The sequence below is a fragment of the Bifidobacterium pseudolongum subsp. globosum genome (assembly GCF_004155535.1).
GTDB classification, from domain to species: domain Bacteria; phylum Actinomycetota; class Actinomycetes; order Actinomycetales; family Bifidobacteriaceae; genus Bifidobacterium; species Bifidobacterium pseudolongum_C.
This window is the reverse complement of the sequence record NZ_RYUH01000009.1, coordinates 261,038-274,114: the sequence shown is the minus strand read 5'-3', so window position 1 is coordinate 274,114 and position 13,077 is coordinate 261,038. Positions and strand designations below refer to the sequence as shown.

7 protein-coding genes, 3 pseudogenes and 2 riboswitches are annotated in these 13,077 nt (G+C 62.1%); of the genes and pseudogenes, 5 read left to right on the top strand and 5 right to left on the bottom strand.

From position 1 onward, the window contains the following. The first annotated feature begins 73 nt into the window (after nucleotides 1-73). The 4 genes and pseudogenes from PG2093B_RS03835 to PG2093B_RS03820 form a co-directional block, all read left to right on the top strand. The gene (locus tag PG2093B_RS03835) at nucleotides 74-862 is read left to right on the top strand and encodes a DUF4191 domain-containing protein (RefSeq protein WP_129897373.1); all 789 of its coding nucleotides are present in this window, start codon (nucleotides 74-76) and stop codon (nucleotides 860-862) included. A 254-nt stretch (nucleotides 863-1,116) separates the two neighbouring features. After that, on the top strand, nucleotides 1,117-2,553 hold the full coding sequence (gene glnA, locus PG2093B_RS03830) for a type I glutamate--ammonia ligase (RefSeq protein ID WP_022857692.1): 1,437 nt from the start codon (nucleotides 1,117-1,119) through the stop codon (nucleotides 2,551-2,553). Nucleotides 2,554-2,823: 270 nt separating this feature from the next. Next, nucleotides 2,824-2,931: riboswitch (TPP riboswitch) on the top strand. A 40-nt stretch (nucleotides 2,932-2,971) separates the two neighbouring features. Further along, a complete protein-coding gene (locus PG2093B_RS03825; protein WP_022857693.1) occupies nucleotides 2,972-3,577 on the top strand; it encodes an ECF transporter S component in 606 nt (201 codons plus the stop codon). Between the two features lie 181 nt (nucleotides 3,578-3,758). Continuing rightward, nucleotides 3,759-4,309: pseudogene (locus PG2093B_RS03820) on the top strand (iron-sulfur cluster assembly protein); the annotation flags it as partial. A gap of 427 nt (nucleotides 4,310-4,736) precedes the next feature. Here PG2093B_RS03820 and PG2093B_RS03815 read toward each other — a convergent pair. Continuing rightward, nucleotides 4,737-5,339, bottom strand: coding sequence for an alpha/beta hydrolase (locus tag PG2093B_RS03815; RefSeq protein WP_101398601.1), 603 nt, complete (start codon nucleotides 5,337-5,339; stop codon nucleotides 4,737-4,739). A gap of 418 nt (nucleotides 5,340-5,757) precedes the next feature. After that, nucleotides 5,758-6,350, bottom strand: a pseudogene (locus tag PG2093B_RS03810) (ECF transporter S component). Between the two features lie 6 nt (nucleotides 6,351-6,356). Continuing rightward, a riboswitch (TPP riboswitch) is annotated at nucleotides 6,357-6,465 on the bottom strand. A 150-nt stretch (nucleotides 6,466-6,615) separates the two neighbouring features. Here PG2093B_RS03810 and PG2093B_RS03805 point away from each other — a divergent pair. Then, nucleotides 6,616-7,773 carry an Mrp/NBP35 family ATP-binding protein gene (locus PG2093B_RS03805; protein ID WP_129897372.1) on the top strand — a complete coding sequence of 386 codons (1,158 nt, stop codon included), beginning with the start codon at nucleotides 6,616-6,618 and terminating at the stop codon, nucleotides 7,771-7,773. Here the strand turns inward: PG2093B_RS03805 and PG2093B_RS03800 are convergent. From PG2093B_RS03800 to PG2093B_RS09140, 3 genes and pseudogenes are all read right to left on the bottom strand, one after another. Continuing rightward, the gene (locus tag PG2093B_RS03800) at nucleotides 7,734-9,095 is read right to left on the bottom strand and encodes a hypothetical protein (RefSeq protein ID WP_129897371.1); all 1,362 of its coding nucleotides are present in this window, start codon (nucleotides 9,093-9,095) and stop codon (nucleotides 7,734-7,736) included. The two genes, PG2093B_RS03805 and PG2093B_RS03800, sit on opposite strands and share 40 nt — an antisense overlap. Before the next feature lie 170 nt (nucleotides 9,096-9,265). Next, on the bottom strand, nucleotides 9,266-11,821 hold the full coding sequence (gene ligA, locus PG2093B_RS03795; RefSeq protein ID WP_242502812.1) for an NAD-dependent DNA ligase LigA: 2,556 nt from the start codon (nucleotides 11,819-11,821) through the stop codon (nucleotides 9,266-9,268). A 44-nt stretch (nucleotides 11,822-11,865) separates the two neighbouring features. After that, nucleotides 11,866-12,717 (bottom strand): annotated as a pseudogene (locus PG2093B_RS09140) (tetratricopeptide repeat protein); the annotation flags it as partial. Nucleotides 12,718-13,077 lie beyond the last annotated feature (360 nt).

The window sequence follows — 13,077 nt, the reverse complement described above, 5'->3', positions numbered from 1 at the left end:
CGTGCGGCGGGCACGTCAACTGATACAGTATGTTCGTCGTGACATCACAGTAGAGCACATAGAGAGGCAGCCCATGGCATCGAAGGAAGCACAGCCGGCGCAGAAGAAGCGCGGCATGTTCAGCCAGTTGAAGCAGATCTTCGCGTTCACCTACAAAGAAGACAAGGCGTTGCCGTGGCTGTGCGGCGGCGCGTTCATCGCGCCGGTCATCCTGTGCGTGGTGCTGGGTCTTGTGTTCCATTGGGGTTGGTTCGCATGGATCACATCCATCATCCTCGCGCTCATGATCGGCCTGCTGCTGTTCACGATCGTGCTCACACGCCGCGCCGACGCGGTGGGGTTCAAGCAGCTCGAGGGCCATCCGGGCGCCGCGATCAGCGTGCTCGGCAACATGAAGCGCGCCGGATTCGATTTCCCGCAGGAACCGGTGTGGGTCGACCCCCGTTCCAAGGACGCCGTGTGGCGTGGAACTGGCTACCAAGGCATCTATCTGGTCGGCGAAGGCGAGTACGGCCGCGTCATGCGCGCCATGGACCGCCTCGAAAAGCAGATCAAAGGCGTGACCGCAGGCTCGGACATCCCGGTCTACCGCATCTGCGTCGGCACCGGACCCAAGCAGGTACGCCTCAAGGACCTGCGCCAGACCATCATCAAGAAGCGCACGTACCTCCCTGGCACGCACAAGAACGCGCTCATGCGCAAACTGCGCCCGCGCACACGGTTCATGATGAGCAAGGACCAGCTGACCACGCTCAACGAGCGTCTGCACACCCTGCAGCGCAAGAACGGCATGGGCATCCCCAAGGGCATGGACCCGATGCGCACGCAGAAGGTCAGCCGCCGTGCCATGCGTGGCCGCTGACAGGCGCACACCAAACGTCCACGAGGTCCCGATCCCCCCACCGGATCGGGACCTCGTCCATATTGCGCAATGGGCCCGTAAGCCATCCAAACCGGCTGTCCAATACTGAAGAAAACTTGCAATACCAAGGTTTTGCGGCATTCACGCGATCATATCCAGACAGACGAAACATATTCGTAACCCAACCTTCGAGTGGGCGAAACTCGCGGCCCTATGCTGAGTACTCGTAACCAACTTACGAAAGGAGCGGTCCCGTGACCACACTCGAAACCAAGGCAGACGCCGAGGCCCTCATCAACAAGGAAGGCATCGAATATGTCTCCGTTCGCTTCACTGATCTGATTGGTGTTCAGCAGCACTTCACGGTCCCTGCCAGCGAGTTCCTCAAGGATGCGTTCGACGAGGGCATGCCGTTCGACGGCTCCTCCATCGAGGGCTTCCAGGCGATCAACGAATCCGACATGAAGCTCGTCCCGGATATCGAAACGGCGTTCGTGGACCCGTTCCGCAAGCACAAGACGCTCGACGTGGCATTCTCCATCGTCGACCCGCTGACCGATGAGCCGTATTCGCGCGATCCGCGCCAGGTGGCGGCCAAGGCCGAATCCTACCTCAAGTCCACCGGCATCGCCGACACCGCGTCGTTCGCCCCCGAAGCCGAGTTCTTCATCTTCGACAAGGTGCGCTTCGGCAACGACATGCGCGGCTCCTTCTACGAGATCGATTCGATCGAGGCCCCGTGGAACTCCGGTCTGGACGTCGAGGCCGACGGCACCCCGAACATCGGCTTCAAGAACCGCGTCAAGCGCGGATACTTCCCGGTCCCGCCAATGGACCACACGCAGGACCTGCGCGACGACATGGTCGCCAACCTGCAGAAGGTCGGCCTGATCCTCGAACGTGCCCACCACGAGGTCGGCGGTGCAGGCCAGCAGGAGATCAACTACCGCTTCAACTCGCTGCAGCACGCCGGCGACGACCTGATGAAGTACAAGTACGTGATCCACGAGACCGCCGCGCTCGCCGGCAAGGCCGCGACGTTCATGCCCAAGCCGCTCGCCGGCGACAACGGCACCGGCATGCACTGCCACCAGTCGCTGTGGAAGGACGGCAAGCCGCTGTTCTACGACGAGAAGAACTACGGTGGCCTGTCCGATCTGGCCCGCTGGTACATCGGCGGCCTGATCAAGCACTCCTCCGCCGTGCTCGCGTTCACCAACCCGTCGCTCAACTCGTACCACCGTCTGGTCCCGGGCTTCGAAGCGCCGGTCAACCTCGTCTACTCGGCCCGCAACCGTTCCGCTGCGATCCGCATCCCGCTCGCGGGCACCTCGCCGGCCGCCAAGCGCATCGAGTTCCGCGCCCCCGATCCGTCGTGCAACCCGTTCCTGGCGTTCTCCGCACAGCTCATGGCGGGCCTCGACGGCATCCTCAACCACATCGAGCCGCCGGAGCCGGTCGACAAGGATCTCTATGAGCTTCCTCCGGAGGAGCATGCCGGCATCAAGCAGGTGCCGAGCTCGCTCGCCGAGGCGATGGACGCCCTCGAGGAGGACCACGACTTCCTGACCGCCGGCGACGTGTTCACCGACGACCTGATCGAGACGTGGATCGACCTCAAGCGCGGTGAGATCGACCAGGCCCGCCTGCAGCCGACGCCGCTCGAGTACGAGCTCTACTTCCATATCTGATCCTTCCCGGATCCGATGAGCCACAACGGGCGGCACCCTTCCGGTGCCGCCCGTTTTTCATCATCATCGCCCTGAGTGCCGCCATCCCCTCTCTCGACTGCCCGTAAGAGGAATCCTCACTCTCCCTGCGGCCAGTATGCCCTGTACGGGCGGCGCTTTCGTTACGGGTAGCGCCCTTCTCATTGGGATATCTTTCTTCCGTCGATCTTCCGCGCCGCCGACGCCCTGTAATCCGTTCGAACGACGAAAGTGCATGGTCTCTGCTTTACTGGATGCGGACACGGGGGCTTGCCAAGCAGGCTGAGAGGAAGCGCGAGCTTCGACCGCATGAACGTGAATCGGATAATGCCGGCGCACGGACGTCTCTTTCCCCGTGCCTTCCACCATATATATGCATATGACAAGGAAAGGCACTTCCATGACCAATACTGAAATCGATGCCGCCCGCATCCCGTACACATCGCGCCGATGGCGCGTCGTCGATCTGGTGACCGCCACCGCCATCGCTGCCGCCTCCGGGCTTGTCTTCTGGATGTGGGATTTCATCTGCACCGCGCCGCTGACGCTGTTCGGCGCCGTCACCCCCGGATTCGAGGGCATCCTCAACGCGTTCTGGTTGTTCGCAGGCCCGCTTGCGGCCATCATCATTCGCAAACCCGGCGCGGCGTTGTATGCGGAAACCGTCGCGGCGATGCTCGAACTGCTGCTGGGCAACCAATGGGGCGCCGGCGGTTCGCTTGTCGTCGGCATCATGCAGGGGGTCGGCGCCGAGCTCGGCTTCGCACTGCTCGCCTACCGGGTGTGGAATCTGGCGAGCACGATGCTTTCAGGAGCATTGGCGGGACTCGGCTGCGGCATCTACTACTGGATCACGAATCCCGGCTGGGGCGTGCTGCGCGCAAGCGTCTATCTGGCCACGTCGGTGGTCTCCGGCGCGCTCATCGCAGGCGGTCTGAGCTGGGTGCTCTACCGGATGCTAATGAAAACCGGCGCGCTCGACCATTTCGCATCCGGACGCCAATGACGTCCGTTTCCCGGCCGGACCGCCCGTAGCCGCCGACGCATACGCATACCGCGCTTACGGGCGGCATCCGGCCAACATGACCTCTTTCACATCCGATCCTGCGGGCGGTGCGGTCCATCCTTCCCGGACCACGCCGCCCGTTTCCGTTCCGTTCGCCTCTGGCGCGTCCAACACGCTTGCAATACAGGAGACGACGATCATTGAGCACGCCATGCTGGAACGTCTGGATCACGTCATAGACCCCGGATTGGGTCGTTCCGTGACGCAACTGGGAATGATCGCCAACGTCACCATCATTCCAACATCCGACGCCCCTTCCTCCGCCGTTATCGGCAGCGTCTCCGCCACGCTTACTGGCGACGACCCCAGCGATGCCGCCCGTAGCGATGCATACGACCTGACCGGCGGTGCCCATGACGTCGTCGTCGACGTCGAGCTGACGGTGCCGGGATGCCCCTTGTCCGAGCAGATCGCCGCGCAGATCGAGCAGGCGGTGGCGAGCTACCCGTACGCGAGGCTCACGCCTCATATCAACGTCGGCACGATGGCCGACGCGAAACTGCACGCGCTCGTCAGCGACCTCAAGGCCGCGCGCCGAGAGAACCCGTTCGACAAGCCCGGCATTAGGACCCGCATTTTTGCGGTCGCCTCCGGCAGGGCGGTGCGGGAGAGTCTTCCATCTCGACGCATCTCGCGCCCATCTTCGCAGCCCTCGGCTACGACACGGCGGCGAGCGTCCGGTCATCTACTGCGACCGGGGATGCCACTACCCCCGGCCCCAGAGCCTGTACTGCTTGATCCAACGCGGAGCCGCCTGTGCTTGCCTGCTCTCCGTCAAAGACAATCGACCATATGCTTCAAGAAGCATCGCGTTATAGCAAGGAATAATCTCCTTCAGTCCGCCCAGACAGGAAAAGCCTTCTTCCGTCGCAACATTCTGATCGATGTATCCGATCAACTTCTGTGTATAGGGAAGCCGTTCCGCAAATGGCATCTCGCTCAACCACATGATGTGAAACATAGAGAACAACGGATCTTCAACGAACTCACTTGTCAGCCCCCTTCACCAGTTTTTCAATGCCGGTGGCACGTATCGTTTCATCGTCCGGCGTGCCTGTTCCATTCTCCGCCACTTCCTTATTTCTTGATGAACCGAAAGTTATCGTATTGCTTTTTCCATCCAACTATCTAAAAACGCAAGCTGTTCGTCTGTATGGAACCAATGCTCCCCATTTTCCATTACTGTTAGATTTGCATTATGTGCGCCAATAAACTGATTTATCGTTTGGCGCGACACAAGATTATCGTTCTCTGCATATAAAATTTCTGTATAAACATTCCATGTTATATGATTTTCCCTAGCGAAACATAAATATTTCCACGATAATGTTTCCCCGAACTCCGTAGGAATCTCTCCCTTCTCGCGCAAATCCCCCTCCGATACATTTGCCCAACTCATCATGTCAAGTATAAGACGTTCCATGTCAAGCACAGGTGATATAAACAAAGCCTTTGCAATATCAAAATCTTGCAATGCGTACATTGCAAGATAAGCACCTATACTATTAGCAATCAAATAAACACTGTCGTATCTTTCGAAAACTGTTTCATAAACAGATTTAAATTTCTTTTGCACAATCCACGGAAGATAGTCATCGTACTCTACACCAATCAAATCAAAGCCCAAACAATTTTTCTTGTACCGTTCGGCCTCCAAATGATTTCCATCTTTTCCATGAATATATAAAACTGCTTTCTTCATAGCATAACCTCTACATAAAATCTTAATCCAACGCTCCCATACTATAGGCGTGTATTCCAGACTGCCAGATTCTCATTCAATGCTTAAATCCACAAAGCCCAATTTATGTCAAAATGGAGAGGAATTAACCGCAAGGGCTTTGCCTTGACTACTTTCTCGAAGGCATTCCCTAAGTTTCCTACCGATTACCTTGTCGGTAGCGCTGGACTCAGCAAGGAAGCAACAGATATGGGTGGTGCAGATCAGGGTCATACCCCGGTCGAGTACCGGAATATGACCCTGATGGTCTAGGACGCCATCATGATAAACAGCATCCGACTTTTGAGGCGCAGCTCATCCATTGCGCACACCCTTCCATATACGTTCATCCTCTGGACGGCCATGCCGAGCCAATGGAAATGGAAGAGGGCATATTGCATTAATCTCGTTCGACCCGCATATATGCGAACTGGCTCAGCACCCCGGTCCGCGCAATGGCCCTGTCAAGCAGCCAGCACACCAGCCCGCATACAGCACCGCCTGCGATAGATGTGCCCACGTATGTCAATGACCGTAACACCCCCAACCGGGATTGATGACCCAGTGGAACACACCGCATCCCACACCGGCAAGGGCTCCAGACAGCATTGCGGTCATGACATTCCACAACTTATAGGCGAAGATGGCAAAAGCGAGTTCGGCACCGAGCCCTTGAAAGAAACCCAATGCAAAACCTCGTATACCCGAGGAGTTGCCAAGGGTGAGCTCCACTAGCGACGCCAACATCTCACCGTACAAAGCCGCTCCCGGCTTTCGTACGATGACCGCGGCCAGGGGACCCGCAAACAACCAGAAACCATTGAGAAGCCCATTGAATCCCGGCGTCAGGGCGCCGACCATCTCACAGAGGGGATCACAGATGAAATCCCAGAGCCAGAAAACGAGTCCCGATGTCACACCGATGACCGAAGCCACGGTGATATCAACGACTCTCCATCGTTTGCCGTTCATTTGTTGTGCCTTTCTATTCATGGAAAGACACGGGTTCCCAAGACATCCGTGCGCCGGCATTACCCGGTATACGTTCATGCGGTCGGAGCGTTCGCCCCATCTCAGCCTGTTATACCAAGCCCCCGTGTCTGTGCTGAATGTAGCCGCAATTCATGACATACCTGTAGGCCAAAGGCTTCGATGAGAGGCCATACCCATGAATTCACAGGTTCTAGCGCGTCATACGCACATGCAATATATTGGGTGCGGTAGTTTCTGCAGTTCAGCATTACAGCAGGAGGAAGGCATGACTAATCAGAACCGCATCGAGCGTATCGCCACAATGGTGAGGGATAGACTCAGTCATGTGATCGACCCCGAGCTAGGGCGCTCCATCACCGATCTGGGCATGATTGCCGGCATCGACGTACATGAGGTAGGAGACAATCGCTACGACGTCAACATCGACGTCGAACTCACCGTTCCCGGTTGCCCGTTATCGGAGCAGATCAGTCAACAAATCGAAGATGCAGTGCACAGTTATCCCGATGCAGAATTGAACGCACACCTTGTCGTCGGCGCGATGGATGAGGAGAAACTCAAGTCGCTGGTGAACGGTCTGAAGGCGGCCCGCCGTGAGAACCCGTTCAACAAACCAGATACGAAGACCCGCGTCTTCGCGATCGCATCCGGCAAGGGCGGCGTCGGCAAATCGTCGATCTCGGCGAACCTCGCGGCCACCTTCGCCGCGCTCGGCTACGACACGGCCGCGATCGACGCCGACATCTACGGCTTCTCGCTGCCCCGCCTGTTTGGCACACACAGCCAGCCGACGAATCTCAACGGCATGCTCATGCCGGTCACCGCGTGGGGTGTCAAGCTCATGTCGATCGGCATGTTCGCCGGCTCCGACCGCGCGATCCTGTGGCGAGGCCCCCGCCTGCAGCGCTCGCTCGAACAGTTCCTCGCCGACGTATGGTGGGGCGAGCCGGACGTGCTGATCCTCGACCTGGCCCCCGGCACCGGCGATATGGCGATCTCGGTGGCGCAGGCGCTGCCGAACGCCGAACTCGTCGTCGTCACGACCCCGCAGCCGTCCGCTTCCGACATCGCCGTGCGGTCCGGGCTCGTCGCCCTGCAGGTGCCGATGCATGTGCGTGGGGTGATCGAGAATATGAGCTACTTCGACCACGCCGGCGAGCGCCTCGCATTGTTCGGCGCGGGCGGCGGCGAGCGCGTGAGTGCGCAGTTGACCCGCGCGCTCGGCTACGATGTGCCGCTGCTGGCGCAATTGCCGCTCGACCCGGAGGTGCGCGAGACCGGCGAGGGCGGCCGCCCCGCCGTGCTCAACGCCGATGGTTCGCTGCGTGACGACGCGTTCGGCCGCACCTTCGCCGACCTGGCGCGCACGCTCATGCGCCGTGATCAGGCTGCCGCCACGAACGGTTCGACCATGCGCGCATAGTCGTCGTACCGTTCATCCGCGAAGCACAGGGCGATGTCGCGCACGCGCGCGGGATTGCGGGCCGGGAGCCGGTCGAGGATGATGGAGAACGCGTCGGCGCGGTTGCGCCGGTGGTAGTGGTGCAATGACGTGCGGTACGAGGGGCTCACCTCGTCCACTTGGGAGTACAGTTCCTGCGTCTCGCCGACGATCCGCAATGGCAGCTGGGCCAATCCTTCGTCGCGCACCACGCGCACATGGTCTTCCAACAGGTCGAGGCTGACGGCGTGTTGGCTTTGGCAGTGCGTTTCGAAGAACCGTGCTGTACGGAAGCCCTCCGTGCAACCGAGCAGCGAACAGGCCATGTCGAACAGATACACCGGGTTCTCCCACAGGTCCATGCCCGTCGGCTCGTCGTACAGCAGCACCTGCGTCAGGAGCTCCGTGTGGGTGGGCATATCGTCGTACTGCAGGCGCTGGTAGGCGTCGATGAGCCGTTCGGCGTCGTACACGTACCGTACATCGGAGTCGGACGGTTGCATGCCACGGCTGGTGTGGAGTTCCTGCGCGATCTGCTGGCGGCGCGTCGACGCGCGGTATGCGGCGTCGGCCTGGCTGCGCAGACGCTGCAGGTAGTCGTCGATCGGCGATGTGCCTGGTGCCGCCGTGCCGGGGCATGCGTCATCACCACCGATGCGCACGGTCTCGCCGTGCGTGAAGCATTCGCCGTCGTCGATGAGCATCAGCGCGCTCTCGTGGCACATCATGAACTGGCGGGCGGCGCGCACCGTCGTCTGCCCCGGCGTGCCCCAGCGCAGCAGTGTCGTGGCGCACAGCCATTGGTTCTGCCGAGCGTATGCCATATGGTCCTCGTAGCATTTGCGCCCGTCGTCCGACCGGTAGGGACGGCGCGAACGCAGCGTTTTGCGCAACGCCTTCCTGCGGCGTACGCGCAACGCCATTGGTAGGCCGTCGAGTGTACGGTTCGCGCACATGGCCATGATGCCGTCGACGACGATGCGCATGAGCCAGCATTGCCAACCACGGTCCTCGGTCTCGCCGACGATGGCGTCGAGGAATCCGCGGCATTGCTCCACGATCGCCGGTTCGCCGGTCACAATCGCCAAGTGCAGCGTGTCGGGCCATGCCGTGCCACCGAACAGGCGTTCGGCGAGCGGCGTCAGCTCGGCGTCGGTGTAGTCAAGATCGTCGGTCAGGGTGAACGGCCTGTGGTGGTGTTCGCTGACAAGCGTCTCGAACCGGCATTGCACTGCGCGCACATCACGCAGAAAACCGTGGGTGTTGAACAGGATGGGTGGGTGTGTGGCGAATGCGCTGGGCATGGTGTTCCTTTCCACTGCGGGCCGGGCACGCCGGGTGGCGCCCCGTGAGCAGCTTGGCACACCACGCGCAGGTGGGCAATCGTTGGAGCGAATAATGTGGATAAGTGGGCGACACGCCGCTATCCACATTGTTCCACACCACAGTCGGCCGGCAGTACGACTGCCCGCGCTCAGTCTTTGGCCACGCCTTGCACCGTGCCGGTCTCCAGCAGTTCGCCGAACTGGCGTTCGTCGATCATCGGCACGCCGAGCGCCTCCGCCTTCGCGGCCTTGGACCCCGGATTGGCGCCCACGACGACCCAGTCGGTCTTGCCGCTCACCGTGCCCGACGCCTTGCCTCCGCGCTCCACAATCGCCTCTTTGGCGGAATCACGCGAATACCCTTCCAATGACCCGGTCACCACGACCGTGGTGCCGGCGAGCGTCTGCGGCAGGTCGCTGTGCTCGACTTCCATGCGCACACCCGCCTGCCGCCATGCCTCGAGCACACGGCCGCGGAAGTCGCCGGGTTCGCGCGCCTTGATAAACCAATCGACGACTGATTCGGCGATCTCGACGCCGATGCCGCTGATCTGCGTGAGGTCCTCGACGCTCGCGTGCGCCACGGCGTCGAGCGTGCCGAACCGTTGGGCGATCAGGCGCGCCGTGGGCGGCCCCAGCCGGCGGATCGACAACGCCACGAGCACACGGTCGAGGTCGGTGTGCTTCGCCTTGTCGATTTCGGCGAGCATCTTGCGCGTGTTCTCCGACGGCCCCACATAGATGGCGCGTCCATTGCGCTCCTGCACGCCCACGACCACGGCGTCGCTCGGCACCGGCTTGTCCTTGCCTTGTTTGACCGGGTTCGTCCAGAACGCCGGCACCTGATGCCACAGGCCCGACCCGCCGATGCGCCGGCGCGTCCTATGCGTCTTGCCCGCCTCGTCCACCTGCTCGCGCACTTCGATGATCGGCGCCTCACGCCACACCTGCACGTCTTTGAGGTCGTGCGCCGTCAGTGCGAACACACTCGCTTCGCTCGACAGCACCGGCTGCTGCGGTGCAGGCAGCCCCAGCCCTTCGGGCGCCACATACGGCTCAGGCTCGTCGCCGGGCGCCACGACGAGTTCGCGGATGCCGGGGGCATATGCCTCGACGGAATCCGGCCGGTTCTCTTCCGGGTTCGTGAGCGCCACCGCGCTCGCCTCCCCCAGATGCTCGATGTCGAACGCCTTGCGTGAAGCGAGGTTGATGATGCGTTCGGTGAGCTGCGCCGGACAGGATTCGGCGTTCGGGCAACGCAGATCCTTGTCACCCTCCTTCATCGGGCGCAGCAGTGTGCCACACGACGGGCAATGCGTGGGCATCACGAACTCGCGCAGTTCGCCTTCGCGCCCTTTGCGCCGCGCCGTCACCGGCCCCACGAGCTCCGGGATCACATCGCCGGCCTTGCGCACCACCACCGTGTCGCCGATGAGGATGCCCTTGCGCTTGACCTCGTAGGCGTTGTGCAATGTGGTGCGCGAGACGGTCGAACCGGCCACATACACCGGTTTGAGGATCGCCACGGGCGTCACACGGCCGGTGCGGCCCACCTGCACGATGATGTTGAGCAGTTCGGTGTTCACCTCCTCCGGCGGGTACTTGTAGGCGATCGCCCACCGTGGCGCGCGCGACGTGGCGCCCAGACGACGCTGCAACGCCAGGTCGTCCACCTTCACCACAATGCCGTCGAGGGCGTGCTCGATGTCGTAGCGGTGCTGCTCGTAATACTCGATCATCTCAATGATCTCGTCGAAGTTCGTCACCTCGCGCGTATGCGGCGAGACGGGGATGCCCCACCGTTCATAGAGCGCATACGCCTCCGATTGGTCGTGCACCTCATCGGCCACGTCCACCGGCCTGCCTTCGCCCCACTGCAATTCGCCGATGCCGTGCGCGTAGAAGCTCAGGTGCCGGCTCGCGGTGATGCGCGGGTCCTTCTGGCGCAACGATCCGGCGGCCGCGTTGCGCGGGTTGGCGAACGGCGGTTTGCCTTCGTCCTCGTTGCGCGCGTTGAGCGCCCTGAAGTCGTCCCAGCGCATGAACACCTCGCCACGGATCTCCACGAGTTCGGGAATGTCGCCTTCCGGTCCGTGCAGCGTGGCGGGAATCGACTGGAACGTGCGCACGTTCATCGTGATATCCTCGCCCGTCACACCGTCGCCGCGCGTCAGGCCCTGCACGAGCACGCCGTTGCGGTAGATGAGGTTGAGCGCCAAGCCGTCGATCTTGATCTCGCATGTCATCGGCAGCGGCTTGCCCTCCGGCCAATCCAGATCGCGCAGCACGCTGTTGTACCATGCGCGCAGCTCGTCGTATGAGAACACGTCGTCGAGGCTCATCATGCGCGACGGGTGCCGCACCGACGCGAATTCGTTCGAGAACGTACCGCCCACACGGTGCGTCGGCGACTGTGGCGTGTCGAGCTGTGGGAACGCGGATTCCAGCCGCTGCAGGCAGCGCAGGCGCGCGTCGTACGCCGCGTCGGACGACACGGGGGCGTCGTCCACGTAATAGGCCATCTGGTCGGTCTCGACCCATGCGGCGAGCCGCGCCCACAGGCGTGCCGCCTGCTCGGCGGTCAGCCGTTGCACGTCGAGGTCGTCAAGGTCCATCGCGTCGTTGTCGTTGTACCGCAGCGCGTCGATCCACGCGTCGGAGCCGATGCCCGCGCGTGCGTCAACGGCATGGTCGCGCTCGCTCATGTCTTCACCTTTCGTCTGTGTGCGCCGTGGTCCGGCCACTCCCATTATGCATTGAGCGAGCGCAGGAACTGCAGCTGCACCGCGTCAATGCCCTGTTCGCCCATGCGCGCCGCCGCCACCGCGAGCGTGCGTGCGGGCACGAACATGCCTTGGTCCACCCCCACCCGCGCCGCGCGCAGCATGATCGGCGCGACCTCGGTGCCCGGCCATACGGGAATGTCGTGTTCGGCGAGCGTGCGTTGCGCCTGCGCCATGCCGTTGGGGATGGGAATGTTCTGCGATGTGGCGCGCCCACGCACTTCGCCGAGCTCCTCGCCGAGCGAGGGCACTTGGTTGGGCGCGACCGCATCGCTCATCATGTATGCGGCCACGGCCACGGCGAACTCGTCGCGCATCCATGCGGCCTGGGCAAGACGGTAGTATGCGTAGCCCGCGTCCGCGCGGTCGATCGAGACACGCAACGCGTTCAGGCACGCGGCGCGCACCGAATCCCAATCCTCCTCGCGGGCGAGCTGCACGGCGAGCTTGAGGTGTGAAAGCGCGTATGACGGCGCGTACGCCACGAGCCGGTTCAAGTGCGGCAGCGCCTCCTTGGCCCCCTTGATCTGCGCGAGCGCATCGGCGAGTTCCATATGCGCGTAGAAGAGGTTGTCCGGAATGAGCACCGTGCGTTCGTCCCGGATCGCGAACAGGTGGTTGTAGATCACGCGGTCGGCATACGAGTTGAAGTAGCGCGGCACGCCGTCGCCCGCAGCGAACTGTTCGTCGAGCGCCGCCACCACGGATTCGATGTGCTCGATGGCCTGGTCCACCTGCCCGGAGAACAGCATGTCACGCGCCTTGACGCGTGCGTCGTCGAGCCGGGCGGAGGCTTCGAACGCCGGGTCGGGTGTGTCGCGCCCGTCGATCAGTGCAGCGGTGACTTGAGGCGCCGCATCGGTCAGTTCCGGGTCGCCTATGCGGTCGACGAGCCGCATTGCCTGCTGCGCCTTGTCCACCGACGGCATCGCGTCGTCGGCGGCGAGTTCGTGGAAGCGCGCGACCGCATATGCGAGCAGGTCGTCACGTTGGATCGCCAGCCCGAAGGTGTCGGTGACGCCCATGGCGCGCGCCTCGGCCGGCGTGAGCGCATGGTCCTGCGATTCGGGCGCCGTCTGGGCGTTGCGCGGTTCGAACTGTGCGTCATGGATCGTCAGGTCGGTGGGCGTCGGCGCCAACCCGTGTTCGGCGTCGATCGTCATGGCCGCATGGAACAT